Annotated in this window: 23 protein-coding genes and 1 riboswitch; of the genes, 13 read left to right on the top strand and 10 right to left on the bottom strand. The window is 56.3% G+C overall.

The features are described from left to right. The 5 genes from mraZ to leuO form a co-directional block, all read right to left on the bottom strand. A complete protein-coding gene (gene mraZ / locus AC2FAJ_RS12210) occupies positions 1–459 on the bottom strand; it encodes a division/cell wall cluster transcriptional repressor MraZ (RefSeq protein WP_014882537.1) in 459 nt (152 codons plus the stop codon). Between the two features lie 599 nt (positions 460–1058). Next, on the bottom strand, positions 1059–2066 hold the full coding sequence (gene cra, locus AC2FAJ_RS12205; RefSeq protein ID WP_014168621.1) for a catabolite repressor/activator: 1008 nt from the start codon (positions 2064–2066) through the stop codon (positions 1059–1061). A gap of 179 nt (positions 2067–2245) precedes the next feature. Then, positions 2246–2737, bottom strand: coding sequence for an acetolactate synthase small subunit (ilvN, locus tag AC2FAJ_RS12200; protein WP_045259452.1), 492 nt, complete (start codon positions 2735–2737; stop codon positions 2246–2248). 1 nt (position 2738) lies between these two features. After that, positions 2739–4463: an acetolactate synthase 3 large subunit gene (ilvI, locus tag AC2FAJ_RS12195; RefSeq protein ID WP_485454192.1), complete on the bottom strand. Its 1725-nt coding sequence runs from the start codon at positions 4461–4463 to the stop codon at positions 2739–2741. A gap of 380 nt (positions 4464–4843) precedes the next feature. Further along, positions 4844–5788, bottom strand: a complete 945-nt coding sequence (gene leuO / locus AC2FAJ_RS12190; RefSeq protein ID WP_041911249.1) for a transcriptional regulator LeuO — start codon at positions 5786–5788, stop codon at positions 4844–4846. A gap of 608 nt (positions 5789–6396) precedes the next feature. Here leuO and leuL point away from each other — a divergent pair. The 5 genes from leuL to leuD all read left to right on the top strand — a co-directional run bounded on the left by leuL (position 6397) and on the right by leuD (position 11301). Continuing rightward, a complete protein-coding gene (gene leuL, locus AC2FAJ_RS12185) occupies positions 6397–6483 on the top strand; it encodes a leu operon leader peptide (protein WP_071993742.1) in 87 nt (28 codons plus the stop codon). Positions 6484–6574: 91 nt separating this feature from the next. Next, the gene (leuA, locus tag AC2FAJ_RS12180; protein ID WP_028015499.1) at positions 6575–8146 is read left to right on the top strand and encodes a 2-isopropylmalate synthase; all 1572 of its coding nucleotides are present in this window, start codon (positions 6575–6577) and stop codon (positions 8144–8146) included. Beyond that, positions 8146–9237 (top strand): 3-isopropylmalate dehydrogenase, encoded by a 1092-nt coding sequence (leuB, locus tag AC2FAJ_RS12175; RefSeq protein ID WP_485454191.1) that lies wholly within the window; start codon positions 8146–8148, stop codon positions 9235–9237. The genes leuA and leuB overlap by 1 nt, the downstream gene beginning before the upstream one ends. A 2-nt stretch (positions 9238–9239) precedes the next feature. Further along, complete coding sequence (gene leuC / locus AC2FAJ_RS12170; protein WP_028015498.1) at positions 9240–10640, top strand: 3-isopropylmalate dehydratase large subunit; 1401 nt, start codon at positions 9240–9242, stop codon at positions 10638–10640. Positions 10641–10650: 10 nt separating this feature from the next. Continuing rightward, positions 10651–11301 carry a 3-isopropylmalate dehydratase small subunit gene (leuD, locus tag AC2FAJ_RS12165; RefSeq protein ID WP_485454190.1) on the top strand — a complete coding sequence of 217 codons (651 nt, stop codon included), beginning with the start codon at positions 10651–10653 and terminating at the stop codon, positions 11299–11301. Positions 11302–11348: 47 nt separating this feature from the next. Here the strand turns inward: leuD and AC2FAJ_RS12160 are convergent, their stop codons facing one another. From AC2FAJ_RS12160 to sgrT, 3 genes are all read right to left on the bottom strand, one after another. Then, on the bottom strand, positions 11349–11501 hold the full coding sequence (locus AC2FAJ_RS12160) for a Hok/Gef family protein (RefSeq protein ID WP_010427008.1): 153 nt from the start codon (positions 11499–11501) through the stop codon (positions 11349–11351). Between the two features lie 216 nt (positions 11502–11717). Continuing rightward, a complete protein-coding gene (locus AC2FAJ_RS12155) occupies positions 11718–12896 on the bottom strand; it encodes a sugar efflux transporter (protein ID WP_485454189.1) in 1179 nt (392 codons plus the stop codon). Positions 12897–13016: 120 nt separating this feature from the next. Beyond that, the gene (gene sgrT / locus AC2FAJ_RS12150; protein ID WP_045631150.1) at positions 13017–13169 is read right to left on the bottom strand and encodes a glucose uptake inhibitor SgrT; all 153 of its coding nucleotides are present in this window, start codon (positions 13167–13169) and stop codon (positions 13017–13019) included. An 88-nt stretch (positions 13170–13257) separates the two neighbouring features. Here sgrT and sgrR point away from each other — a divergent pair, with 88 nt between their 5' ends. The 4 genes from sgrR (at position 13258) to thiQ (ending at position 18336) form a co-directional block, all read left to right on the top strand. Then, positions 13258–14913, top strand: coding sequence for an HTH-type transcriptional regulator SgrR (sgrR, locus tag AC2FAJ_RS12145; RefSeq protein WP_041911250.1), 1656 nt, complete (start codon positions 13258–13260; stop codon positions 14911–14913). Between the two features lie 36 nt (positions 14914–14949). Continuing rightward, a riboswitch (TPP riboswitch) is annotated at positions 14950–15050 on the top strand. A 31-nt stretch (positions 15051–15081) separates the two neighbouring features. Beyond that, positions 15082–16065 carry a thiamine ABC transporter substrate binding subunit gene (gene thiB, locus AC2FAJ_RS12140; RefSeq protein ID WP_041911251.1) on the top strand — a complete coding sequence of 328 codons (984 nt, stop codon included), beginning with the start codon at positions 15082–15084 and terminating at the stop codon, positions 16063–16065. Then, positions 16041–17651: a thiamine/thiamine pyrophosphate ABC transporter permease ThiP gene (gene thiP, locus AC2FAJ_RS12135; RefSeq protein ID WP_485454188.1), complete on the top strand. Its 1611-nt coding sequence runs from the start codon at positions 16041–16043 to the stop codon at positions 17649–17651. The genes thiB and thiP overlap by 25 nt, the downstream gene beginning before the upstream one ends. Then, positions 17635–18336: a thiamine ABC transporter ATP-binding protein ThiQ gene (gene thiQ / locus AC2FAJ_RS12130; protein WP_485454187.1), complete on the top strand. Its 702-nt coding sequence runs from the start codon at positions 17635–17637 to the stop codon at positions 18334–18336. Before thiP ends, thiQ begins: the two co-directional genes overlap by 17 nt. Positions 18337–18379: 43 nt before the next feature. Here the strand turns inward: thiQ and AC2FAJ_RS12125 are convergent, their stop codons facing one another. Beyond that, a complete protein-coding gene (locus AC2FAJ_RS12125) occupies positions 18380–19147 on the bottom strand; it encodes a DedA family protein (protein ID WP_485454186.1) in 768 nt (255 codons plus the stop codon). 118 nt (positions 19148–19265) lie between these two features. Next, positions 19266–20111, bottom strand: a complete 846-nt coding sequence (gene araC / locus AC2FAJ_RS12120) for an arabinose operon transcriptional regulator AraC (RefSeq protein WP_028015490.1) — start codon at positions 20109–20111, stop codon at positions 19266–19268. A 335-nt stretch (positions 20112–20446) separates the two neighbouring features. Between araC and araB the strand changes: the two genes are divergently transcribed. The 4 genes from araB (at position 20447) to polB (ending at position 26844) form a co-directional block, all read left to right on the top strand. Next, entirely contained in the window at positions 20447–22156 is a 1710-nt protein-coding gene (araB, locus tag AC2FAJ_RS12115; protein ID WP_485454185.1) for a ribulokinase, read from the top strand. 10 nt (positions 22157–22166) lie between these two features. Beyond that, positions 22167–23669 (top strand): L-arabinose isomerase, encoded by a 1503-nt coding sequence (gene araA / locus AC2FAJ_RS12110; RefSeq protein WP_485454213.1) that lies wholly within the window; start codon positions 22167–22169, stop codon positions 23667–23669. Positions 23670–23716: 47 nt separating this feature from the next. Continuing rightward, positions 23717–24412, top strand: coding sequence for an L-ribulose-5-phosphate 4-epimerase (araD, locus tag AC2FAJ_RS12105; RefSeq protein ID WP_028015487.1), 696 nt, complete (start codon positions 23717–23719; stop codon positions 24410–24412). Between the two features lie 74 nt (positions 24413–24486). Continuing rightward, positions 24487–26844, top strand: a complete 2358-nt coding sequence (gene polB, locus AC2FAJ_RS12100) for a DNA polymerase II (RefSeq protein WP_319880057.1) — start codon at positions 24487–24489, stop codon at positions 26842–26844. Position 26845: the final 1 nt, after the last annotated feature.

Below are 26845 nucleotides of genomic sequence, written 5' to 3'. Positions count from 1 at the left end.
TTATAGAGACAAGTCCTGCAGCCGTTCCGATAAAGTTGCGGAATCAGACTGCTCAGCGTCGATATCTTCCTTGACCTGTTGATACCAGGTCGTTTCGTCCCACAGTTCAAACTTGTTGAACTGCCCGACCAGCATCACTTCTTTGGTCAGACCGGCATGTTGCCGCAGCACGGGCGCAATCAGTAATCGCCCGGCGCTATCCATCTGACACTCACTGGCATGTCCCAATAACAGCCGCTGCACGCGGCGCTCTTGCGGGTTCATGCTCGACAGTCGCGACAGCTTTTGCTCAATGATTTCCCATTCAGGTAAGGGGTAAAGCAGCAGGCAGGGGGAGTTGATGTCAATGGTGCAAACCATTTGACCCGAAGCATTCTCAATCAGCTGGTCGCGGTATCGGGTTGGGACCGATAAACGCCCTTTGCTGTCGAGATTGACTAACGTAGCTCCACGGAACATGCCAGTCTCACCCCTCCTCACCACTTTAACCCACAAATTCCCACCTAAAGGAGTTTACGGAGCGAGGGAAAAGCTTGTCAAGCCAGGACTCTCCCTGTAGAGACCCGAAAGCCCTCTATTTACAGAGATAAACAGTCCTGGTTAATAACTGCACAACTGGCGAGGCAAATTAACGTTATGAATATTTGTAAGAAAAAAACCGAATATGCACACTAGCGTTAAGGCTCACTCAATATCATCGCAGATAAATATAAAGTGTCAGTTTGCGACGCGGGCAGCATTTTATGACAGATTGTCAGGGGATAACAGCGCCAGATTCACTCAATCGGTCGGTGGAAGCGGCGGTTGCGTTGCTGGCCGGTCGAGGGGAAGGAAAAACGTCTGAATATTCATCGACCGAAGAGGGTTTGTAACAAAGTAATACAAAGAGAGGGTTTTAAAAATCGCTTCATGATTCTTTAAGGACCATTTTAAACGGCAAAATGAATTAAGAAAAATAGTAGATTAGGAACTCTCAAGAATTATCCTAATTTCACTGCGGGAATTAACTCGGCGATTTATTCCAGTAAAAAGGGGCGGTTTTTCGCCGCCCCGTCATTTCATTTATGGCGGCTCAAAATTCCGCGATGATAGAGATTACGTTTGATACGCGTCAGACCCGGCTTCGGTTTGCGCGGCTCATCCAGGCTCGCCAGAACAATCTCCAGGACGCGTTCCGCTACATCTCGGTGACGCTGGGCCACCGCCAGCACCGGGCACTGAAGGAAATCGAGAAGCTCGTTATCCCCAAACGTGGCGATCGCCAGGTCAGAGGGAAGCTTGCCTTCACGACGCAAGGTGACATCCATTACCCCCTGCAGAAGGGCAAATGACGTGGTGAACAGCGCCTGGGGCATCGGGTGCGTCTCCAGCCATTTTTCGAACAGCTGCGCAGCGGCTTCGCGTTCATAGCTGTTGGCATAGAGATAGTGGACTTCACGTGGATCGTCTTTCCATGCGGTTCTGAACCCTTGCTCACGCAGGAAGCTTACGGAAAGCTCGGGCAGCGCGCCAAGATACAGCACCGTTTCAGCGGGGAAGGTTCTCAGCTCAGCGGCCAGCATTTCCGCGTCATCCTGATCGGCACCCACTACGCTTGTGAAATGCTCACGATCGAGCGCGCGGTCCAGCGCCACGATGGGGAACGGATCGTTCGCCCAGCGCTGGTAAAACGGATGCTCCGGCGGTAAGGAGGTCGAGACGATGATGGCATCGACCTGACGCTGGAGCAGATGTTCAATGCAGCGCATCTCGTTATCGGGCTGGTCTTCAGAACAGGCTATCAGCAGCTGGTAACCGCGCTGGCGGGCCTGACGTTCAAGATAGTTGGCGATACGGGTATAGCTGGTGTTTTCCAGATCCGGGATCACCAGACCAATAGAGCGGGTGCGCCCGGCACGCAGGCCGGCAGCGACAGCATTCGGATGGTAGTTATGCTCACGAACCACCGCCATAACTTTTTCAACGGTCTTATCGCTGACGCGGTACTGCTTTGCTTTGCCGTTAATCACATAGCTGGCCGTTGTTCGTGACACGCCGGCTAGCCGGGCGATTTCATCCAGTTTCACAATTGCCCCTTAAAAAAAGAAAAGAGTCCATGGCCCTGTCAAGGTTATGGTTAAATCTTTTAACATCTAAACGCAGAAAAGCCTTCGCGGCAACCGCTTTTATCTGCGTTGTCGGCTGATTACGCAAAAAAAAGCCCGGCTTTGGTGACCGGGCTGAAAGAGGCGAACCTTTTTAACAACTACCGCATGATTTTCTCGCCGCGTGACAGACCAACGATCCCCGATCTCGCCACCTCAACAATTTTTGCTACATCCCGCACGGATGCCAGGAAAGCGTCCAGCTTGTCACTGGTTCCGACCAGTTGAACCGTATAAAGAGAAGGCGTGACGTCGATGATCTGCCCGCGGAAGATATCCGCATTGCGTTTGACCTCTTCGCGCCCGTAACCGCTGGCCTGTATTTTTACCAGCATGACCTCACGCTCAACGTAAGCGCCCTGCCCCAGCTCGCTTACGCGCAGCACATCGACCAGCTTATGCAGCTGTTTCTCGATCTGCTCAATTACCTTGGCATCGCCAACGGTCTGAATCGTCATACGCGACAGCGTCGGATCGTCCGTTGGCGCCACGGTCAGGCTTTCAATGTTATAGCCACGCTGCGCAAAAAGCCCAATGACGCGCGACAGTGCGCCAGACTCGTTTTCCAGTAATACCGATAATATCCGGCGCATATCAGGTTCTCTCCGTTTTGCTTAACCACATCTCGTCCATACCGCCGCCGCGAATATGCATCGGATAAACGTGCTCGGTTCCATCAACGATGACATCCATAAAGACGAGGCGGTTGTTTTTAACGTGCTCAAGCGCTTCGGCGAGCTTCGTTTCCAGCTCAGCCGGATCGGTCACCCGCATCCCTATATGACCGTAAGCTTCAGCAAGACGAACAAAATCCGGCAGCGATTTCATATATGACTGAGAGTGGCGGCCCGAGTAGATCATATCCTGCCACTGCTTCACCATACCGAGATAGCCGTTATTAAGGTTGAGCACCAGTACCGGCAGCTCATATTGCAGCGCGGTGGAAAGTTCCTGAATGTTCATCTGAATACTGCCGTCTCCGGTCACGCAGACGACGGTTTCATTTGGCACCGCCAGCTTCACGCCCAGCGCGGCAGGCAGGCCAAAGCCCATCGTGCCTAAACCTCCCGAGTTGATCCAGTGACGCGGTTTATCAAACGGATAATAGAGGGCGGCAAACATTTGATGCTGGCCCACGTCAGAGGTCACATACGCGTCGCCTTTCGTCAGTCGCCATACCGTTTCGATGACCGCCTGCGGCTTAATATGCTCGCTTTGGGTGTCATATTTCAGACACTGCCGCGCGCGCCATTGCTCAATTTGCTGCCACCAGTCACGGATTTCATCCAGCGGTTGCGCTGAGTTTTCCAGCGCCAGCAGATCCAGCATTTGTTCAAGGACCTGTCGCGCGTCGCCGACGATAGGTACATCAGCAGACACCGTTTTTGAAATTGACGTCGGATCGATATCAATGTGCAGCACGGTGGCGTTCGGGCAATACTTCGCCAGATTGTTGGTCGTACGATCGTCAAAACGCACGCCGACGGCAAAGATGACGTCAGAATGATGCATCGTCATGTTGGCTTCATAGGTACCGTGCATACCCAACATGCCGAGCGCCTGACGGTGGGTGGCGGGAAACGCTCCGAGTCCCATCAGCGATGACGCAACAGGAAGATTGAGCTTTTCAACCAGTTCACGAAGCTGTGCCTCACACGCTGAATTGACGGCCCCGCCACCGACATAGACCACCGGTTTTTTAGCGGCCAGCAGCGTTTGCAGCGCGCGTTTGATCTGACCTTTGTGACCCTGCGTTGTTGGGTTGTAAGAGCGCATGCTCACCGATTCCGGCCAGACATAGGGCAGCTTGTTTGCCGGGTTCAGGATATCTTTAGGGAGATCGACCACCACCGGCCCCGGGCGCCCGCTTGCCGCCAGCCAGAACGCCTTCTTCAGAATGCCCGGAATGTCTTCGGTTTGCTTGACCAGGAAGCTGTGCTTCACGACGGGACGCGAAATCCCGACCATGTCGCACTCCTGAAACGCATCATAGCCAATCAGTGATGTCGCGACCTGTCCGGAAAGGATCACCAGCGGAATAGAGTCCATGTACGCGGTCGCAATGCCGGTAATGGCGTTTGTCGCACCGGGCCCCGACGTGACCAGGACCACGCCCACTTCACCCGTCGCACGCGCCAGGCCATCGGCCATATGTACCGCCGCCTGCTCATGGCGTACCAGCACATGGTCAATACCCCCTACCGTATGCAGTGCGTCATAAATATCGAGGACCGCGCCGCCAGGATAGCCGAACACTTGCTTTACGCCCTGATCGATCAGCGACCGGACGACCATTTCCGCGCCAGACAACATCTCCATGCTTTGCCTCCAGGCATTTTGTTATAGACGGACCGCCGAATTCATTTCCGCACCGTCTTGCGATCGGGATGAACCCGTCTTCTATTTTGCAGAGTGATACTTACCTTAACCGCTCGTTATGAGGCAGGCAATTCGCAAACCAGGAGAGAGAAGAGGCCGCGAAAGCAGAAAAAACAGACATTGTCAGAGGATATGGTTAATTCATCTGAAATTAGGGGATGAGATGATAAATCATCGCTGAAAAGCGCGGCGATGTAGAAAATCATCTATTTTTACGGGCCTGGCAGGCGCCAGATAAAATACACAACAGAACAAAATATCAATAAAAGAAACAAAACCAGGATAAATCACATGCAAAGATGCAATTTATCCTGACTCGATTACCGACGGCAGATGCTAATAAGTAGCTCTTCCATCCACTGATGTCCTTTATCCCGTCCAGCAGCTTCATGCCAGGAGAGATAGCAGGTGCGGCTATTTAGCTTGAGCGGCAGAGGCAAAATTTGCAGATTTAACGCGCCAGAGAACTCTTCTGCCAGCCAGCGTGGGGCAATTGCCACCAGCTGCGTCTGGGAAACGACGTTTAATACGCTGACCATGGCCATCCCCTGATAAGCCACGCTCGCCTGTTTCTCCGCAGTGTCGTACCAGGGCAGGCTAAAGGAGGCATATCTGTCGAGCGCAACAACGGCATGCTGTTCGCTATAAACGTCACTTTCACGTAACGGCGCATTCAGTCGTGGATGTTTTTTGCTGGCAACCAGCACCATTTCATCTTTAAACAGCGGTACACAGGAAAATTCAGGACGGCGGAATTCTTCATAACCCAGGACGAATTCGATTTCCTGGTAACGTAACTGGTGTTCGGTGTTTTGATTTAAGGACGATTTAAAGACGAGATTAATATTAGGTGCGATCTCTTCAACTTTATTATAAATAATTGACGTCAGATAATTATCTAATGGACTGCAGACGCAGAGATGGAATACTCGCTCACTGCTTAAGGGTTCAAAGCCCGAGCCCGGCAGCTCATTTTGCACCAGCTGCAGCGCCTGGCGGATGGAGCCGAAAAGCTGGAAAGCCCGCGCAGTAGGCTGGATCCCTCTTCCATAACGAACAAACAATTCGTCGTTGAACATAACCTTAAGCCTGGCAACGGCATTACTTACGGCAGGCTGTGACATACCCAGGGCTTGTGCCGCACGCGTGATATTCTGCTCCTGCATGACAGCATCAAACACCGTCAGTAGATTAAGATCCACCGTGCGTAACTGTGGTTTAATTCCATCAGTAATCTGTGGTTGTTTAATATTATTTTCTGGCACTTCTGACTCCACTGTCACGCTACACTCCCTTCGCCAACGCACTGTAATAATTTCGAAAAATATGATTTACCATGCAGATACGACCAGCGAAAGAAAATTGTTTAAAAATCGGAATATATAAAGATTATCTAATAATGCTATAATGCAAAACGGCACAAAGGATATGCTTAACTTTAGTGTTTGAATGAAACCATAAACCAAATCAATATACAATAACCATCCAGTTAAGGATGACTTAAGTATAATTAAACTGTTATCGACATTGAGCAGAATTAAGTTAACAATCTGTTATCAATGATTCTATTTGAAGGGAGGAAAAGTTCTCTCAAAAAAGATAACTCGATGATAGTAAAACGGTTTAAAGAGAAAGCATTTGTGAGGACTGCGTCACCTGAAAAATACCCGTTATGTTTATTCGTTTCTGCAAATGTTTTTTAAGTCCAAAAATAGACAATTAGTTAAGTTAAAAATCAAAAACCCAGCACAATAAGCTAAACAACACACCCTCTCTGTTTAGCCTTCTGGGGCCGTTTTTACCATCAGGGGTTGACATGCACAGCTGTATCCAGTACCACTAAAAGCATATTGAATTTAACGGAGCACGATTCATGACACGCACCATTCGTTTCATCGGTCTACTACTACTAAACGCATCCACTGTGCGCGGTAGACTGGCGGGCGAAATTCAGCGTTGAATCGTCACCAGTAAGACTAAAAACCCGCGCCACTGCGCGGGTTTTTTTATGCTCGTAGCAAGGCGCCCTAAGACTGACAAGGACCTAACCCATGAGCCAGCAAGTCATTATTTTCGATACTACTTTACGTGACGGTGAACAGGCATTACAGGCAAGCCTGAGTGTAAAAGAGAAACTGCAGATTGCGCTGGCTCTCGAGCGTATGGGCGTCGACGTGATGGAGGTCGGTTTCCCCGTCTCCTCTCCGGGTGATTTTGAATCCGTACAGACTATCGCCCGCACCATTAAAAACAGCCGCGTGTGCGGTCTGGCGCGCTGCGTAGAGAAAGACATCGACGTTGCGGCTGAGTCGCTGAAGGTGGCCGAAGCCTTCCGTATTCATACCTTTATTGCAACCTCACCAATGCACATCGCAACCAAGTTGCGCAGCACGCTGGATGAGGTCATTGAACGCGCGGTATACATGGTTAAGCGCGCACGCAACTACACCGATGACGTTGAATTCTCCTGTGAAGATGCGGGCCGTACGCCGATTGAAGACCTGGCGCGCGTAGTCGAAGCCGCCATCAACGCGGGCGCTAAAACCATCAACATCCCGGACACCGTCGGCTATACCATGCCGTTTGAGTTCTCCAACATCATTACCGGCCTGTATGAGCGCGTACCTAACATTGATAAAGCAATCATCTCCGTACATACCCATGATGATTTGGGCCTGGCCGTAGGCAATGCCATCGCTGCGGTGCACGCCGGTGCACGTCAGGTAGAAGGTGCAATGAACGGTATCGGTGAACGCGCGGGCAACTGTTCACTGGAAGAAGTGATCATGGCGATCAAGGTGCGCAAAGACATCATGAACGTGCACACCCGCATCAATCACAATGAAATCTGGCGCACCAGTCAGACCGTCAGCCAGATTTGCAACATGCCGATCCCGGCTAACAAGGCGATTGTTGGAACCGGCGCGTTCGCCCACTCCTCCGGTATTCACCAGGACGGCGTGCTGAAAAACCGTGAAAACTACGAAATCATGACTCCGGAATCCATCGGCCTGAACCAGGTTCAGCTGAACCTGACCTCCCGTTCCGGTCGTGCGGCAGTGAAACACCGGATGGAAGAGATGGGCTATCAGGACAGCGATTACAACATGGATCAGCTGTACGACGCGTTCCTGAAGCTGGCCGACAAGAAAGGCCAGGTATTCGATTACGACCTGGAAGCGCTGGCCTTCATCAACAAACAGCAGGAAGAGCCAGAGCACTTCCGTCTGGACTACTTCAACGTGCAATCCGGCTCCAGCGACATCGCTACCGCCTCGGTCAAGTTGGCCTGCGGTGATGAAATCAAAGCGGAAGCCGCCAACGGTAACGGCCCTGTGGATGCCATCTATCAGGCGATCAACCGCGTTACCGAGTACGACGTAGAGCTGGTGAAATACGACCTGACGGCGAAAGGGCACGGTAAAGACGCGCTGGGTCAGGTGGATATCGTCGTCAACTATAATGGCCGCCGTTTCCACGGTGTGGGCCTGGCGACGGATATTGTCGAATCCTCCGCGAAAGCGATGGTGCACGTCCTGAACAACATCTGGCGCGCCGCTGAAGTCGAAAAAGAGTTGCAACGCAAAGCTCAGAATAAAGAGAACAACAAGGAAACCGTGTAATGTCGAAGAACTACCATATTGCTGTGTTGCCGGGTGACGGTATTGGTCCGGAAGTGATGGCACAGGCGCTGAAAGTACTGGAAGCCGTTCGCTCGCGTTTTGCGATGAAAATTACCACCAGCCACTACGACGTGGGCGGTATTGCGATTGATAACCACGGTACGCCACTGCCGAAAGCCACCGTTGAAGGCTGCGAAAATGCCGATGCCGTGCTGTTTGGCTCCGTCGGTGGTCCAAAATGGGAACACCTGCCGCCGGCAGAGCAGCCAGAGCGCGGCGCGCTCCTGCCGCTGCGTAAACATTTTAAGCTGTTCAGTAACCTGCGTCCGGCTAAGCTGTATCAGGGGCTGGAAGAGTTTTGTCCGCTGCGCGCGGATATCGCGGCCAACGGTTTCGACATCCTGTGCGTGCGTGAGCTGACGGGCGGGATCTACTTCGGTCAGCCAAAAGGTCGCGAAGGCAGCGGTCAGCACGAGAAAGCGTTTGATACCGAGGTGTACCACCGTTTCGAAATTGAACGTATCGCCCATATCGCCTTTGAATCTGCACGCAAGCGCCGCCATAAGGTGACCTCTATTGATAAAGCGAACGTGCTGCAGTCGTCCATTTTGTGGCGCGAGATCGCCAGTGAAGTCGCTAAGCAGTACCCGGACGTTGAGCTGTCGCATATGTACATCGACAACGCGACCATGCAGCTGATTAAGGATCCGTCCCAGTTTGACGTGCTGCTCTGCTCCAACCTGTTCGGCGATATTTTGTCTGACGAGTGCGCGATGATCACCGGCTCTATGGGCATGCTGCCATCCGCCAGCCTGAATGAAGAAGGCTTTGGCCTGTACGAACCTGCAGGCGGTTCCGCGCCGGATATCGCAGGCAAGAACATTGCGAACCCGATTGCGCAGATCCTCTCCCTGGCCCTGCTGCTGCGCTACAGCCTCGATGCAGGCGACGCAGCAACCGCAATTGAAAACGCCATTAACCGGGCGTTAGAAGAAGGCGTCCGTACCGGTGACTTAGCGCGCGGCACGGCAGCAGTCAGTACTGATGAAATGGGCGACATCATTGCCCGCTATGTCGCTGAAGGGGTGTAATCATGGCCAAGACGTTATATGAAAAATTGTTTGATGCGCACGTTGTCTACGAGGCGCCAAACGAAACCCCGCTGCTGTACATTGACCGCCACCTGGTGCACGAAGTGACCTCTCCACAGGCCTTCGACGGCCTGCGCGCGCACAAGCGTCCGGTGCGCCAGCCGGGTAAAACCTTTGCCACGATGGATCACAACGTCTCCACCCAGACCAAAGACATCAATGCTTCCGGCGAGATGGCGCGCATCCAGATGCAGGAGCTGATCAAGAACTGCAACGAATTTGGCGTGGAGCTGTACGACCTGAACCACCCGTATCAGGGCATCGTCCACGTTATGGGACCTGAGCAGGGTATTACGCTGCCGGGCATGACCATCGTCTGCGGCGACTCCCATACCGCGACCCACGGCGCGTTTGGCGCGCTGGCGTTCGGCATCGGCACATCGGAAGTTGAGCACGTTCTGGCGACGCAAACTCTGAAACAGGGCCGCGCCAAAACCATGAAGATTGAGGTGAAGGGCAAAGCCGCGCCGGGTATCACTGCGAAAGATATCGTGCTGGCGATTATCGGCAAAACCGGCAGCGCAGGCGGTACCGGTCACGTGGTGGAATTCTGCGGTGAAGCCATTCAGGCGCTGAGCATGGAAGGCCGTATGACCCTGTGCAACATGGCGATTGAGATGGGTGCTAAAGCAGGCCTGGTCGCACCGGACGAAACCACCTTCAACTATGTGAAAGGCCGTCTGCACGCGCCGAAAGGTCAGGATTTTGACGACGCGGTCGCGTACTGGAAAACCCTGAAAACTGACGACGGTGCCACCTTTGATACCGTTGTCACGCTGCAGGCAGAAGAGATTGCGCCGCAAGTCACCTGGGGTACCAATCCTGGCCAGGTCATCTCCGTCAACGACAGCATTCCTGACCCGGCTTCCTTCGCCGATCCGGTCGAACGCGCCAGCGCGGAAAAAGCGCTGGCCTATATGGGGCTGAAACCCGGCGTACCGCTGACCGACGTGAACATTGATAAGGTGTTTATCGGCTCCTGCACCAACTCCCGTATCGAGGATTTACGCGCGGCGGCAGAGATTGCCAAAGGTCGCAAAGTGGCGCCGGGCGTGCAGGCGCTGGTGGTTCCAGGCTCCGGTCCGGTGAAAGCCCAGGCGGAAGCGGAAGGACTGGATAAGATCTTTATCGAAGCAGGCTTCGAATGGCGCCTGCCGGGCTGCTCCATGTGTCTGGCGATGAACAACGACCGCCTGAATCCGGGCGAGCGCTGCGCCTCCACCAGCAACCGTAACTTTGAAGGCCGTCAGGGCCGGGGTGGACGCACCCACCTGGTCAGCCCGGCAATGGCCGCCGCTGCGGCAGTCACCGGCCATTTCGCCGATATTCGCAGCCTGAAATAAGGAGACATTCATGGCAGAGAAATTTACCCAACATACGGGCCGTGTTGTCCCGCTGGACGCCGCTAACGTCGATACGGACGCGATCATTCCGAAGCAGTTTTTGCAGAAAGTAACCCGCACCGGTTTTGGCGCACACCTGTTCAACGACTGGCGTTTTCTGGACGACAAAGGCGAAGTGCCAAACCCGGAGTTCGTCCTGAACTTCCCGGAATACAAAGGTGCATCCATTCTTCTGGCGCGGGAAAACTTCGGCTGCGGCTCCTCGCGTGAGCATGCGCCCTGGGCGCTGACCGACTACGGCTTTAAGGTGGTTATCGCCCCGAGCTTCGCGGATATCTTCTACGGCAACAGCTTCAACAACCAGTTGCTGCCGGTGACGCTGAGCGACGAGCAGGTCGATGAACTGTTCGCGCTGGTTAAGGCAAATCCGGGGATGGCGTTTGAGGTGGATCTGGAAGCGGAAGTGGTGAAAGCCGGGGATAAGACCTACAGCTTCAGCATTGATGCCTTCCGTCGCCACTGCATGTTGAACGGTCTGGACAGCATTGGCCTGACGCTCCAGCACGAGGACGCCATCTCAGCGTACGAGAAAAAACAGCCTGCATTTATGGGCCAAAGGCAATGGCCCGCAGGGCGCGGGCCATTGATAAGGGTGCGTTGAGGCTCAACCACTCTGGAGAGGCGGGGACACTTCCCCCGCCAATACCGCTAACGTTTTGCTTCGTAAGCCAACACTGCCGCCAGCTCTGTTTTCTCCTGTCTGAAGTGCAACTCACACAGCGAATCACGCACCATCCAGGTGAAGATCAATAGCGTCGTACAGATCAGAAACAAACCTAACAGCAGAGTACGTTTTGGCATTCCAGCCTCCTTATTGCTTTTCGGCAATGAAGAGACTAACCTCGCAATGTTGGTTGTGAAGTTGGTCTCCCCATCAGTTTTTTGATGTGGGACTCTCCACTGTTTGCCTCTTGCGAAAGCCTGAGGCAAACAGCCTCAAGCACCCGTCACGCACTCTATGCGCCTTCTCTGTATCTGTCAGAAAATCGTTTCATTTCGTGAAGCCGCCTTCCAGAATCAAACATCCTTGACCCGGCAGGTCAGCCCAAGCGTTACCACCGAAATCGCCGCAATCATCCAGTAAACCGAGGCATGACCATAACTTTGCGCCAGCGCGCCCTGAATCACTCCCGCCAGAATAACGCCCGTCGAAATACTGTTGGTAAAAAGCGTTGTCGCAGAGCCGGCGCGGCCGGGCATGAGATCCTGGAACCAGAGCATGCCGATCCCGGCAACGATGCCAATAAACACGGCATTAAACAGCTGCAGCGCCAGCAACGCTTCACGCGAATGGAAAAGGAGCAGCCCCGCGTAGAACAGCACCCCAGCCGCCACGGCAACGATCATCATCCGACGCTTTCCGAAGCGCTTAACGTAATACCCCGCCAGAATCATCGCCGGAATTTCCAGCCCGGCGGCGGTCCCCATTAAGATCCCCGCAAGCTTGTTCGGTAGGCCTAGATCGCTGCTGATCCACAGCGGCATATCAATAATGTACATGGTGTTGCAGGTCCACATCAGCGTGGAGGCGATAAACAGCATCCGCACGTTTTTATCCTGCCAGCCGCTCACCTGAGTGATGGGCTTATCCGTCGTCTGCTCAACCCGGGCGACAGACGGCAGCGCAAAGGCAATCAGAGCCAGACTGATAATAAAAATGCCTGCCGCGATAGAAAACATGACCGTAAAGCCATAGTTCAGCGCCAGCATGAAGGCCAGCGGCGGGCCGATGACCCACGCCAGCGAGAGCTGTGCGCGCATCACCGAGCTGAACATCACTACCTCTCGCGCCGAGCTGTCGGCGTATTCACGGGCCAGCGCGAACAGCTGCGGCATGGCGGTGTTCGCCAGAGAGGCCAGCAGCACGCCGCAGGTGATGAGCGTCAGGTAATGACGGTTAAAGGCAAAAAGCAGCGCGTTGCCCACGGCCATGGCGCAGCAAAAGAGGATCAGCCTGCGGCGATCGCCCTGGCTGTCGGATCGTTTCGCCAGCCCCAGGCTAACGAGGATCCCGGCAATTGCGTTAACGGTATAAAACAGGCCCACCCAAAACGGCTGCGCCCCCACCTCGCGGCTGAGAAACAGGCTCAGCGTCGGTGCCTGTAGCGCACCGGCCACGCCCATCATGAAGGCCACCAGCATAAAAGCAGCGTACACGCCATTCAGGCGGCGCCCCATCGTCATCAACCACAGCATGCGCAAGTCCTTGTGAAAGCGAATCGAAATTGGGTGAAAGAATAAACGAAAAAAGCCAGCAAAAACATTTTGCTGGCGGGTGATAAACACCAATACTCAGTCACACATGATCGAGGCGAGTTAGCGAGAAGAGGTCGGTTTCGTAACGTCCCACTGCATCAGATCTTCCAGGATTCTCAGCCGTTGCTCTGCACACTGGCGGGCCAGCCAGGACACTCCCTTTGTCGCTGAAAAGTACTGCTGATAAAACTGACGTGCGGTAGACCTCTTCATAATTTACCTCCTCACTTCATCAGGAAGCATTATTGGCTTAATATAGGGATTAATAAATTGCTGATTTTTTGTCAGGAGTTCCTCTTTTATGCCATCCGGTCGACTGCAACAACAATTCATTCGTCTGTGGCAGTGCTGCGAGGGTCAATCGCAGGAGACCACGCTTAACGAGCTGGCAGAACTCCTCAACTGCTCTCGCCGCCATATGCGCACGTTACTCAACACTATGCAGCAGCAGGGCTGGCTAAGCTGGGAGGCCGAGGCGGGACGCGGCAAGCGCTCACGCTTGACCTTCCTGTATACCGGCCTGGCGCTGCAGCAGCAGCGGGCGGAGGATCTGCTGGAGCAGGACCGCATCGATCAGCTGGTCCAGCTGGTGGGCGACAAAGCCGCCGTGCGCCAGATGCTGGTCTCGCACCTGGGACGCAGCTTTCGCCAGGGCCGCCACATTCTGCGGGTGCTTTACTACCGCCCAATGAAAAATCTGCTGCCCGGTACGGCGCTGCGTCGCTCAGAAACTCATATGGCACGGCAGATATTCAGCGGCTTGACGAAAATAAATGAGGAAAACGGGGAACTGGAAGCGGATATCGCCCACCACTGGCAGCAGCTTTCCCCCCTGCACTGGCGTTTCTTTTTACGCCCGGGCATTCACTTCCACCATGGCCGCGAGCTGGAGATGCGTGACGTTATCGCCTCTTTAGAGCGCGCCCGCACGGTGCCGCTCTATTCGCATATCACGCGGATCCACTCCCCAACGGCCTGGACGCTGGATATTGAGCTGTCCCAGCCAGACAACTGGCTGCCGTGGCTTCTGGGCTACGTGCCCTCGATGATCCTGCCTGCCGAGTGGCGATCCCTGAACAATTTTTCCAGCCAGCCGATCGGTACAGGCCCCTACTCCGTTACGCGCAATAACAGCAATCAGCTGAAGATCCGCGCCTTTGATGACTATTTTGGCTATCGGGCGCTGATCGACGAAGTGAACGTCTGGGTGTTACCGGATCTCAACGAAGAGCTGAGCGCAGGCCTCACCCTGGAGGGGCCCACAACCAGCGAAAAGGCGTTCGAGAGTCGCCTGGAGGAGGGCTGCTACTATCTTCTTTTTGACAGCCGCAGCCATCGCGGGGCGAATCACGATGTCCGCAAGTGGATCAGCCACATTCTGGCCCCGGCTAACCTGATTTATCACGCTGAAGAACACTACCAGACCTGGTGGTTCCCTGCCTATGGCCTGCTTCCGCGCTGGCACCATGCACAGCCGGTGCGCAGTGAAAAACCCGCCGGGCTGGAGACCATCACCCTCAGCTACTATCGCGATCACATTGAGCACCGGTTTATCGCGAGGATCATGAGCAAGCTGCTCGCGGCCGAAGGCGTGACGCTGGCGATACAGGAAGTCGATTATGATGAATGGCACCGCGGGGATGTCGTCAGCGATATCTGGCTCAACAGCGCGAACTTCACGCTGCCGCTGGATTTCTCGCTCTTTTCGCACCTGTATGAAGTGCCCCTCATTCAGCACTGCATCAGCCGGGACTGGCAGCAGGACGCCGCGAAGTGGCGGGCAGGAGAGATGGATCTGGCCGCGTGGTGCCAGGAGCTGCTGGCCGGGCAGACGATCGTACCGTTGATCCACCACTGGCTGCTGATCCAGGGGCAGCGCAGCATGCGCGGCCTGCGGATGAACACCCTGGGCTGGTTTGATTTTAAATCCGCCTGGTTTGCGCCGCCGGAGCCATAACGCTTTCGTAATATTCACCAAATCATTACAATAGCGCCGTTCTCAACGGGGTGCTGCATCACAGATGTGCGCTGAGATAATACCCGTCGAACCTGATCCGGATAACGCCGGCGAAGGGATTTGAGGCTGTTTCTCAAAATCCTTTGCCACTCAACCCTGAGGTGCAAAGTGTTAAAAAACGTTCTTCCTCTGCTGGCGCTGGTTGCGCTGCCTGTTTTTGCTAAGCCTGTTCTGACGGTCTACACCTACGACTCCTTCTCCGCCGACTGGGGCCCTGGCCCGGTCGTCAAAAAAGCCTTTGAAGCGGACTGCAACTGCGAGCTGAAGTTCGTGGCGCTGGAAGATGGCGTTTCGCTGCTCAACCGCCTGCGCATGGAAGGGAAAAACAGCAAGGCCGACGTGGTGCTCGGACTGGATAACAACCTGCTGGAGGCCGCCTCGCAAACCAAACTCTTTGCTAAAAGCGGCGTCGCGGCAGAGGCCGTTAACGTGCCGGGCGGCTGGAAAAACGACACCTTTGTGCCGTTCGACTACGGCTACTTTGCTTTCGTCTACGATAAAAACAAGCTGAAAAACCCGCCGAAGAGCCTGAAAGAGTTGGTGGAAAGCGACCAGAAGTGGCGCGTGATTTATGAAGATCCGCGGACCAGCACGCCGGGCCTGGGTCTGCTGATGTGGATGCAGAAAGTCTACGGAGACAAAACGCCGGAGGCGTGGCAAAAGCTGGCTGCGAAAACCGTTACGGTCACTAAAGGCTGGAGCGAAGCCTACGGCCTGTTCCTTAAAGGCGAAAGCGATCTGGTGCTGAGCTACACCACCTCTCCGGCCTATCATATTATTGCCGAGAAGAAAGATAACTACGCGGCTGCGAATTTCTCTGAAGGTCACTACCTGCAGGTTGAAGTGGCTGCCCGCACCGCCGCCAGCAAACAGCCGGAACTGGCCGAGAAGTTCCTGAAATTTATGGTCTCCCCGGCATTCCAGAACGCCATTCCGACGGGCAACTGGATGTACCCGGTTACCGACGCGACGCTGCCAGCAGGCTTTGAGCAGCTGAACAAACCGCAGACCGCGCTGGAATTTACGCCGCAGCAGGTTGCCGCTCAGCGTGCCGCATGGATAAGCGAATGGCAACGCGCCGTCAGCCGCTGATCCCCGGCTGGTTAGTTCCCGGACTGATTGCCGCCATACTGATGGTGGTCGTCAGTCTGGGAGCGTTTCTGGCGCTGTGGTTTAACGCGCCAGAGAGCGATCTGCTCGCGCTCTGGCACGATAGCTATCTCTGGCACGTTATCCGTTTCTCCTTCTTGCAGGCGTTTCTTTCCGCGCTGCTGTCAGTCATCCCGGCCATTTTCCTTGCGCGCGCCCTCTATCGCAGACGTTTCCCCGGCAGGCTAGCCCTGCTGCGCCTGTGCGCCATGACGCTGATCCTGCCCGTGCTGGTGGCCGTCTTTGGCATCCTGAGCGTATACGGTCGCCAGGGCTGGCTGGCCTCCCTCTTCGCGTCTTTAGGCCTGGAATGGACCTTCTCTCCCTACGGGCTGAAGGGCATCCTGCTGGCACACATTTTCTTCAATATGCCGATGGCGACGCGCCTCTTTTTGCAGGCGCTGGAGAACATACCCGGCGAGCAGCGCCAAATTGCGGCCCAGCTCGGCATGCGCGGATGGTCATTCTTCCGCTTTGTCGAATGGCCGTGGCTGCGACGCCAAATTGCCCCGGTGGCCGCGCTGATCTTTATGCTCTGTTTCGCCAGCTTTGCGACCGTGCTTTCTCTCGGCGGCGGCCCGCAGGCCACCACCATTGAGCTGGCGATCTATCAGGCATTAAGTTACGACTACGATCCGGGCCGCGCCGCGTTGCTGGCGATCGTACAAATGGTGTGCTGCCTGGCGCTGGTGTTACTCAGCCAGCGGCTGAGCAAAGCGATCCCCGCAGGAAGCAATAATCTTTCTGGCTGGCGCGATCCGCAGGACAGCCTGCACAGCCGCATCTCGGACGTGATGCTGATTGCGCTGGCGCTCCTGCTTCTGCTGCCGCCGCTGCTGGCCGTGATCGCCGATGGCCTCAACCGGAATGTGGTATCGGTACTTCAACAGCCGGTCCTGTGGCAAGCCACATGGACCTCATTGCGTATCGCGCTGGCAGCCGGGCTAGTGTGCGTGACGCTCACCATGATGCTGCTCTGGAGCAGCCGCGAGCTGTACGCGCGACATGCCCGTGAAGCCGGACACGCGCTGGAACTGACGGGCATGCTGATTCTGGCGATGCCGGGCATTGTGCTGGCGACCGGCTTCTTTTTACTGTTTAACAGCACCATCGGCCTGCCGGAAAGCGCCGACGGCATCGTCATTTTTACCAACGCCTTAATGGCCATACCGTACGCGCTGAAGGTGCTGGAAAACCCGATGCGGGATGTTAACAGCCGGTACAGCGCCCTGTGCCAGTCCCTTGGCATTATGGGCTGGCGGCGGCTGAAAGTGGTCGAACTACGCGCCCTGAAGCGGCCGCTCGCCCAGGCGATGGCCTTCGCCTGCGTGCTGTCGATTGGGGATTTTGGCGTGGTGGCCCTCTTTGGCAACGAGGATTTCCGCACGCTGCCTTTCTGGCTTTATCAGCAAATTGGCTCCTATCGCAGCCAGGACGGCGCGGTCACGGCACTTTTACTGCTGGTGCTGTGCTTTGCGTTATTTACCGTTATCGAACAACTCCCGGGGCGTGATGTTAAAACTGACTGATGTAACCTGGCTTTACCAGCATCTGCCGATGCGTTTTACCCTCTCCGTTCGTCAGGGAGAGCGAATTGCGGTGCTTGGCCCAAGCGGGGCCGGTAAAAGTACCCTGCTCAATTTGATTGCCGGTTTTTTGCAGCCTGTCAGCGGGTCGATAGTCATTGATAATGGCGAGTATACCTACGCTCCGCCGGCTAAGCGCCCGGTGTCGATGCTGTTTCAGGAAAACAATCTGTTTAATCACCTTACGGTGTGGCAGAACATCGCGCTGGGAATCGATCCGGGGTTAAAACTCAATGCTGCGCAGCGTCAGAAGCTGGAGGTGATTGCCGAACAAATGGGCCTGTCCGCGTTGATTTCAAGACTGCCCGGTGAGCTTTCCGGCGGCCAGCGTCAGCGCGTGGCGCTGGCACGTTGTCTGGTGCGCGAGCAGCCGCTGCTGCTGCTCGACGAACCCTTCTCGGCACTCGACCCGGCCCTGCGCCAGGAGATGCTCTCGCTGGTGGAAGAGGTTTGCCAGCGCCAGCAGATCACGATGCTGATGGTTTCGCACAGCATTGAAGATGCCGCACGCATTGCGCCGCGATCGGTAGTGATCGCGGAGGGACGGATTTTTTGGGATGGAGAAACAGAAGAACTTCTGAGTGGTAACGCGGGGGCGTCTTCATTGTTGGGCATTCGTGCGGTCTGACGCCCTCACCCTGGCCCTCTCCCACGGGGAGAGGGAAAACACCTTAACGGCTCACTACCTTCAACAGGATCTCGCCGTACACCGGCATCAGCGGATGACGAATCAGCGCGACCAGCGCTACCACCGCCACGCCCAGCGTCAGCGGGGCCAGCCAGAGCAGGCGCGTGCGCGGAAGAAAGCGCGTCAGGCGATCGACGCTGGCTTTCGCGCTGCGCCATAGCCGCCAGCAGAGCCAGACCGCCAGCCACAGCAGCACCGCCGTTCCCAGCAGCAGCCACTTGAACTCACCGCTTTGCATACCGTCAGGGATATCAATGGCCGCACCCGCGAGGATCCCCGGCAGGAAGTAAAACGGCGGCCAGAATACGCAGCCGATAATGTTCGGCACCACGAATTTTGCGACGGGCAGATCCAGCATCCCCGCCACCATCGGCACCAGCGGACGCGTTGGCCCGACAAAGCGGCCTACCAGAATGGTGAACATGCTGTGCTGGTGCAGCGCATGTTCGGTTTTATCCAGCAGCGCTTTGTTCTTTTTCATGAACGACCAGCGGTGCAGCGGCTTCTTAAAGCGCCAGCCCAGCCAGAAGGAGATCCAGTCCCCCAGCAGGCAGCCGATAATCCCGGCCAGCCACGCCTGCCAGAAATTGACCTCACCGCTGCCAATAAGCGCCCCAAGCCCCGCCATCATCACGGTGCCGGGCAGGATCAGCCCAACCAGCGCCAGCGATTCCAGAAACGCCACCAGCGCCACAGCGATGAGCGAGTACATAACGGACTGGGTAATAAAGTGTTCCAGCAATGCCTGCATAACTATTCCGGTCAGAAAACGAATCAGCGATTCTGCTTAGCGCCCCGCACCGCGTCAAGGCATCAATTGTCTGAATAGTTTACAGGATGCTCCTGAAGTTCACCTGAATGTTTACCGTTTATTCACATCCCGCGCGGAATTCACTGGGACTGGCGCCGGTGCACTTCTTAAACACGCGAGAGAAATAGAGCTGATCTTCAAAGCCCACGTTGCGTCCGACGGTCGCGATAGGCATCCGGGTGGTGCTGAGCAATAGCTTTGCCTGGCTGATGCGCTGATCCTCACGCCAGCTCAGCACGCTCACGCCAAGCTGCTGGCGGAACAAGTGTGACAGGCGGGACGGCGAAAGACAGACGTGCTGGGCAACGCTGGCGATATCAAACTGGCTGTCGGCCAGATGGTCGCTGATGTACTGGCAGGCGTCGCGGACGCGGTTATCCAGCGGTGGGTTAAGCGACTCGTTGATCGCCTCCATGCGGCGCAGCAGCACCTGCTCAAGCAGGTTGATCGCCAGCAGTTCGGCATAGCGCCCGCCCGCCTGCCCCGCCTCAATAATTTGTGCGAACAGTTCACGAAACTGCGCCAGATGCGCCTCATCCGGACGATAAAAACCGGTTTGCGCGAAAATAGCCGGCCATGAGAGCCACTCCTGCCAGTAGGCGCGCGGGCGGAAATAGACCCACTGGTGATACCACTCTTTGGCGTCCGGGTGACGCCCGTAGTGGTGGATCTCCCCCGGCGGGAACAGCAGCATATCGCCCGGGCGGCAAACAAACTGCCGATCGCCGTTTTTTATCACCCCTTCCCCGCGTACGGTCAGGTTCAGAATATACCCTTTCATGCCGAGCGGTCGGTCGACGTAAAAATCGAGATACCCCTCGGCCTCAATTGGCGTCAGCCCCGCCACCAGATGGGCGTTAAATGAGTATCCCGGCAGCAGGGGATCGTTTTGCGGTTCGGCCATAGATTCAGTTCTCCCAAGGGTCCTGAAGGAAACCATTTGTCCATATCGTTAAAAGCAGTATAAAAATGGCCTGCGAAAAGATCCAAAAAGCATCACGCCTCTTTTACGTCCGCCATGTTTCAGCCTTTTCCCCTGATTTTTCTGCCAACACGGGCAGAGAAGCAGTAACAAAAGTGTCTATAAGTGCGGCAGAAATGTCCACATTGAATATTTGCACGGCGTCACACTTTCCGTCGTAACAGCAATTTAGTCCATAAGATTAGCGGATCCTGCCTGACGATTTTTATCCCCAGTCTCTAATGTTCTTCCATACCTGTTTCGGATGGAGCAACACCATGGCAATTGCAATTGGCCTCGATTTTGGCAGCGACTCGGTTCGCGCGCTGGCAGTGGACTGTACGACTGGCCAGGAGATAGCAACCAGCGTTGAGTGGTATCCGCGCTGGCATGAGGGGCGCTACTGCGACGCGCCAAACAACCAGTTCCGTCACCACCCGCGCGATTACATTGAATCGATGGAAGCGGCGATTAAAACCGTGCTGGCTGAACTGACTGACGCCCAGCGGGCCGACGTCGTGGGGATTGGCGTCGACAGCACCGGTTCAACGCCAGCCCCGGTGGACGCTGAAGGCCGCGTGCTGGCGTTGCGCCCGGAGTTTGCCGACAACCCGAACGCCATGTTCGTGCTTTGGAAAGACCATACCGCCGTGGAAGAGGCGGAAGCCATCACCCGCTTATGCCATCAGCCGGGCAAAACCGACTACTCGCGCTACATCGGCGGCATCTACTCCAGCGAATGGTTCTGGGCCAAAATCCTGCACGTTACCCGCGCGGACGCTTCGGTCGCCCAGGCCGCGGCATCCTGGATTGAGCTGTGCGACTGGGTTCCCGCCCTGCTCTCCGGCACCACTCGCCCGCAGGATATCCGCCGCGGCCGCTGCAGCGCCGGGCATAAATCCCTGTGGCATGAAGGCTGGGGCGGTCTTCCTCCGGCAGCGTTCTTCGATGAACTTGACCCGATTATCAACAAAAACCTGAAATACCCGCTCTTTACCGACACCTTTACCGCCGATATTCCGGTCGGCACGCTCTGCGAAGAGTGGGCGACGCGTCTCGGCCTGCCACAAAGCGTGACCATTTCCGGCGGCGCGTTCGACTGCCACATGGGTGCCGTGGGCGCGGGTGCGCAGCCTAACACGCTGGTGAAAGTGATCGGCACCTCCACCTGCGACATCCTGACGGCAGATAAGGCCAGCGTTGGCGACCGCGCGGTAAAAGGCATCTGCGGCCAGGTGGACGGCAGCGTGGTGCCGGACTTTATCGGCCTCGAAGCCGGTCAGTCCGCGTTTGGCGATATCTACGCCTGGTTTGGCCGCGTGCTGGGCTGGCCGCTGGATCAGCTGGCGGCGGCGCATCCTGAACTGAAAACCCAGATAGCCGGGAGCAAAAAGCAGCTTCTGCCGCAGCTCACCGAAGCCTGGGCCAAAAACCCGTCACTCGATCACCTCCCGGTGGTGCTGGACTGGTTTAACGGTCGCCGCACGCCGTTTGCCAACCAGCGCCTGAAGGGGGTGATTACCGATCTCAACCTGGCGACCGATGCCCCGGCGCTGTTCGGCGGTCTTATTGCCGCCACCGCGTTCGGCGCGCGCGCCATTATGGAGTGCTTCACCGAACAGGGCATCGACGTGAACAACGTGATGGCGCTGGGCGGTATCGCCCGTAAAAACCCGGTGATTATGCAGGCCTGCTGCGACGTGCTGAACCGTCCGCTGCAGATTGTGGCCTCCGATCAGTGCTGCGCGCTGGGCGCCGCGATTTTCGCTGCCGTGGCCGCAGGAGTGCATGCGGATATCCCGACCGCGCAGCAGCACATGGCAAGCGCCGTCGAAAACACGCTCCAGCCGCGTATCCAGCAGGCACAACGCTTTGAACAGCTTTATCAGCGCTACCAGCAATGGGCAAAAAGCGCCGAGCTTCACTATCTCCCTGTCGCCGCCCCGGCCAAAAGCACCGCGGACACTACGGCAACCCTGACCCATTAAGGACACGATGATGACCATTTTTAATAATTATGAAGTGTGGTTTGTGATTGGCAGCCAGCATCTGTACGGACCGGAAGCGCTGCAGCAGGTAACGAAACACGCGGAGCAGGTGGTTAACGCGCTGAACGCGGAAGCCAAACTGCCGTGCAAACTGGTGCTGAAGCCGCTGGGTACGACGCCGGACGAAATCACCAACATCTGCCGTGACGCCAACTACGACGACAAATGCGCCGGCCTGGTCGTGTGGCTGCACACCTTCTCACCGGCCAAAATGTGGATCAACGGCCTGGCAATCCTCAACAAACCGCTGCTGCAGTTCCACACTCAGTTCAATGCCTCCCTGCCGTGGGACAGCATCGACATGGACTTTATGAACCTGAACCAGACCGCGCACGGCGGCCGCGAGTTCGGCTTCATCGGTGCGCGCATGCGCCAGCAGCACGCTGTGGTCACCGGCCACTGGCAGGACGGCAAGGCGCAACAGCGTATCGGCTCCTGGATGCGTCAGGCGGTCTCTAAGCAGGATACCCGCCACCTGAAAGTGGTGCGTTTCGGCGACAACATGCGTGAAGTGGCGGTGACCGACGGCGATAAAGTCGCGGCGCAGATCAAGTTCGGCTTCTCCGTGAATACCTGGGCGGTGGGCGACCTGGTGCAGGTGGTGAATGACATCAGCGACGGCGACGTGAGCGCGCTGGTGGACGAGTACGAAAGCAGCTACCGCCTGACGCCTGCGGCGCAAGTTAACGGCGACAAGCGCCAGAACGTGCTGGATGCCGCACGCATTGAGCTGGGCATGAAGCGTTTTCTGGAACAGGGCGGCTTCCATGCTTTTACTACCACTTTCGAAGACCTCCACGGCCTGAAACAGCTGCCGGGTCTGGCAGTACAACGTCTGATGCAGCAGGGCTACGGCTTTGCGGGTGAAGGCGACTGGAAAACTGCCGCTCTGCTTCGCATCATGAAGGTGATGTCGACCGGTCTGCAGGGCGGCACCTCCTTTATGGAGGACTACACCTACCACTTCGAGAACGGCAACGATCTGGTGCTCGGTTCGCACATGCTGGAAGTGTGTCCCTCCATCGCGGTTGAAGAGAAACCGATCCTTGACGTGCAGTACCTCGGCATCGGCGGCAAAGCGGATCCGGCCCGTCTGATCTTCAACACCCGTACCGGTCCGGCCATCAACGCCAGCCTGATCGACCTCGGCGACCGCTTCCGCCTGCTGGTGAACTGTGTCGATGCGGTTGAAACTCCGCACTCTCTGCCGAAGCTGCCGGTCGCCAATGCCCTGTGGAAAGCGCAGCCGGACCTGCCAACCGCGTCAGAGGCGTGGATCCTGGCGGGTGGCGCGCACCACACCGTCTTCAGCCACGCGCTGGACCTGAACGATATGCGCCAGTTTGCCGAGCTGCACGATATCGAGCTGACCGTGATTGATAACGACACCCGTCTGCCAGCCTTTAAAGACGCGCTGCGCTGGAACGAAGTCTATTACGGTTCAAAACGCTAAGTACGTAATGCCCGGTGGCGCTGCGCTCGCCGGGCAGGGAGACAACGATGTTAGAAGATCTCAAACGTCAGGTACTTGAAGCTAACCTGGCGCTGCCAAAACATAACCTGGTGACCCTGACCTGGGGCAACGTCAGCGCCGTTGACCGGGAAAAAGGGGTATTCGTGATCAAGCCTTCGGGCGTGGATTATACGGTGATGACCGCAGAGGATATGGTCGTGGTCAGCATCGAAACGGGTGAAGTGGTGGAAGGTAACAAAAAACCGTCGTCCGATACGCCCACCCACCGTCTGCTGTATCAGTCCTTCCCGACTATCGGCGGCATCGTGCATACCCATTCGCGTCACGCGACCATCTGGGCGCAGGCGGGCCAGTCCATTCCGGCCACCGGCACCACCCACGCGGACTACTTTTACGGCACCATTCCCTGCACGCGTCTGATGACCGATGCGGAGATTAACGGTGAGTACGAATGGGAAACCGGGAACGTGATCGTCGAAACCTTTGAAAAACAGGGGATCGACGCGGCGCAAATGCCCGGCGTACTGGTGCATTCCCACGGCCCGTTTGCCTGGGGTAAAAACGCGCAAGACGCAGTGCATAACGCAATAGTGCTGGAGGAAATCGCCTACATGGGGATCTTCTGCCGCCAGCTGGCACCGCAGTTGCCGGATATGCAGCAAACCCTGCTGGATAAACACTACCTGCGCAAGCACGGCGCGAAGGCCTATTACGGACAATAAACTGTATATATCCCCAGCATAAAACATTCAACCAGGCTATAATCAGGCCTGGTTTTGTTTTATGGGATGGCGGCGTGGCACAGGCGCAAGAAGGCTTTTTACTGACCCGACACTGGCGGGATACCCCTCAGGGCACCGAGGTTGCGTTCTGGCTGGCGACAGATAACGGCCCGCTGCACGTTACGCTTCCTCCTCAGGAATCCGTGGCGTTTATCCCTGAACATTACGTCGAGAAGGTAAAACAACTGCTGCGCGATGAGAACGGCTGGCGCCTCACTCCTCTTGAGCTAAAAGATTTCCATCGTCAGCCGGTGTATGGCCTATACTGCCGCGCCCATCGCCAACTGATGCGCTACGAAAAATTACTACGCGAAGCGGGCGTGACGCTCTATGAAGCGGACATTCGTCCGCCGGAACGCTTTCTGATGGAGCGGTTTATTACCGCCCCCGTCTGGGTTTACGGCGCTGAGCAAAACGGCACCCTTATCAACGCTCGCCTGAAGCCTAATCCGCATTATCGCCCCCCGCTAAAGTGGGTTTCCCTGGATATCGAAACCACCCGTCACGGCGAGCTATACTGCATCGGCCTGGAAGGCTGCGGGCAGCGGGTTGTCTATATGCTCGGGCCGCCGAACGGCGATGCGTCCGCGCTCGATTTTCAGCTTGAGTACGTCAACAGCCGACCGCAGCTGCTGGAGAAGCTTAACCAGTGGTTTGCCGAGCACGACCCGGACGTGCTGATCGGCTGGAACGTGGTGCAGTTTGACCTGCGCGTACTGCAAAAACACGCAGAGCGGTATCGCATCCCACTGATGCTCGGGCGCGGAAATACGGAGCTGGAGTGGCGCGAGCACGGCTTTAAGAACGGCGTGTTCTTTGCGCAGGCCAACGGCCGCCTGATTATCGACGGCATCGAGGCGCTGAAATCCGCGTTCTGGAATTTCTCCTCCTTCTCTCTGGAAGCGGTAGCGCAGGAATTGCTCGGTGAAGGCAAATCCATCGACAATCCGTGGGACCGCATGGACGAGATTGACCGGCGCTTCAACGAAGACAAACCGGCGCTCGCCACCTATAACCTGAAAGACTGCGAGCTGGTGACGCAGATATTCCACAAAACCGAGATCATGCCGTTCCTGCTGGAGCGCGCGACGGTAAATGGCCTCGCGGCTGACAGGCACGGCGGCTCGGTAGCCGCCTTTAGCCACCTCTATTTCCCACGAATGCACCGTGCGGGCTATGTTGCGCCCAACCTCGGGGACGTGCCGCCGCAGGCCAGCCCTGGCGGCTACGTGATGGACTCACGGCCCGGGCTGTATGACTCGGTTCTGGTGCTGGACTACAAAAGCCTCTACCCGTCAATTATCCGCACTTTCCTTATTGACCCGGTGGGGCTGGTGGAGGGGATGGCGCAGCCAGACGACGCGCACAGCACCGAAGGTTTTCTCGGGGCACGCTTCTCGCGCGAAAAACACTGTCTGCCGGAGATTGTGGGGAACATCTGGCACGGCCGCGACGAGGCGAAACGTCATGGCAACAAGCCGCTCTCGCAGGCCCTGAAAATTATTATGAACGCTTTCTACGGCGTGCTGGGTACCAGCGCCTGCCGCTTCTTCGATCCGCGTCTGGCGTCGTCCATCACCATGCGCGGACACGACATCATGCGTCAGACCAAAGCGCTGATTGAATCCCGGGGCTATGACGTTATCTACGGCGACACGGATTCAACCTTTGTGTGGCTTAAGGGCGCACATTCAGAAGACGACGCCTCACGAATCGGCAAAGAACTGGTGGCCTTCGTAAACGACTGGTGGCAGGAACATTTGCAAAAAGAGCGGTTAACCAGCGCATTAGAACTGGAATTTGAAACCCATTTTGCCCGTTTTTTAATGCCCACCATCCGCGGAACCGACCAGGGCAGCAAGAAGCGCTACGCCGGGCTGATCCAGGAGGGTGAAAAGCAGAGAATGGTCTTTAAAGGCCTGGAGACGGTGCGCACTGACTGGACGCCGCTGGCACAGCAGTTCCAGCAGACGCTCTATCTGCGGATCTTCCGCAACGAGCCCTATCAGGACTACATCCGCGAAACCATCGCCAGCCTGATGGCCGGCGAGCTGGATGACCAGCTGGTATATCGCAAGCGCCTGCGCCGCCCGCTGGCGGAGTACCAGCGCAACGTCCCGCCCCACGTGCGCGCCGCGCGCCTGGCGGACGAAGAGAATATACGCCGGGGACGCGCGCCGCAGTATCAGAACCGGGGGACGATAAAATATGTCTGGACAACGAACGGGCCGGAGCCCGTTGATTACCAGCAGTCGCCTCTCGATTACGATCACTACCTGACCCGCCAGCTTCAGCCGGTTGCGGAGGGAATTTTACCGTTCATCGATGACGATTTTGCTACACTTGTGACAGGGCAACTTGGCCTATTTTGAC

The organism is Enterobacter cloacae complex sp. 385G4 (assembly GCF_057320665.1).
This window is presented reverse-complemented; position numbering and strand designations above follow the sequence as displayed.

What these genes read in the sequence shown, in the direction of transcription:
- leuD (WP_485454190.1), top strand. Translation starts at nt 10,651, where the DNA reads ATGGCAGAGAAATTTACCCAACATACGGGCCGTGTTGTCCCGCTGGAC.
- AC2FAJ_RS12125 (WP_485454186.1), bottom strand. Translation starts at nt 19,147, where the DNA reads ATGCAGGCATTGCTGGAACACTTTATTACCCAGTCCGTTATGTACTCG.
- sgrR (WP_041911250.1), top strand. Translation starts at nt 13,258, where the DNA reads ATGCCATCCGGTCGACTGCAACAACAATTCATTCGTCTGTGGCAGTGC.
- thiQ (WP_485454187.1), top strand. Translation starts at nt 17,635, where the DNA reads ATGTTAAAACTGACTGATGTAACCTGGCTTTACCAGCATCTGCCGATG.
- araD (WP_028015487.1), top strand. Translation starts at nt 23,717, where the DNA reads ATGTTAGAAGATCTCAAACGTCAGGTACTTGAAGCTAACCTGGCGCTG.
- ilvI (WP_485454192.1), bottom strand. Translation starts at nt 4,463, where the DNA reads ATGGAGATGTTGTCTGGCGCGGAAATGGTCGTCCGGTCGCTGATCGAT.
- leuC (WP_028015498.1), top strand. Translation starts at nt 9,240, where the DNA reads ATGGCCAAGACGTTATATGAAAAATTGTTTGATGCGCACGTTGTCTAC.
- thiP (WP_485454188.1), top strand. Translation starts at nt 16,041, where the DNA reads ATGGCAACGCGCCGTCAGCCGCTGATCCCCGGCTGGTTAGTTCCCGGA.
- AC2FAJ_RS12160 (WP_010427008.1), bottom strand. Translation starts at nt 11,501, where the DNA reads ATGCCAAAACGTACTCTGCTGTTAGGTTTGTTTCTGATCTGTACGACG.
- araB (WP_485454185.1), top strand. Translation starts at nt 20,447, where the DNA reads ATGGCAATTGCAATTGGCCTCGATTTTGGCAGCGACTCGGTTCGCGCG.
- leuL (WP_071993742.1), top strand. Translation starts at nt 6,397, where the DNA reads ATGACACGCACCATTCGTTTCATCGGTCTACTACTACTAAACGCATCC.
- ilvN (WP_045259452.1), bottom strand. Translation starts at nt 2,737, where the DNA reads ATGCGCCGGATATTATCGGTATTACTGGAAAACGAGTCTGGCGCACTG.
- mraZ (WP_014882537.1), bottom strand. Translation starts at nt 459, where the DNA reads ATGTTCCGTGGAGCTACGTTAGTCAATCTCGACAGCAAAGGGCGTTTA.
- araC (WP_028015490.1), bottom strand. Translation starts at nt 20,111, where the DNA reads ATGGCCGAACCGCAAAACGATCCCCTGCTGCCGGGATACTCATTTAAC.
- leuB (WP_485454191.1), top strand. Translation starts at nt 8,146, where the DNA reads ATGTCGAAGAACTACCATATTGCTGTGTTGCCGGGTGACGGTATTGGT.
- AC2FAJ_RS12155 (WP_485454189.1), bottom strand. Translation starts at nt 12,896, where the DNA reads ATGCTGTGGTTGATGACGATGGGGCGCCGCCTGAATGGCGTGTACGCT.
- leuA (WP_028015499.1), top strand. Translation starts at nt 6,575, where the DNA reads ATGAGCCAGCAAGTCATTATTTTCGATACTACTTTACGTGACGGTGAA.
- sgrT (WP_045631150.1), bottom strand. Translation starts at nt 13,169, where the DNA reads ATGAAGAGGTCTACCGCACGTCAGTTTTATCAGCAGTACTTTTCAGCG.
- araA (WP_485454213.1), top strand. Translation starts at nt 22,167, where the DNA reads ATGACCATTTTTAATAATTATGAAGTGTGGTTTGTGATTGGCAGCCAG.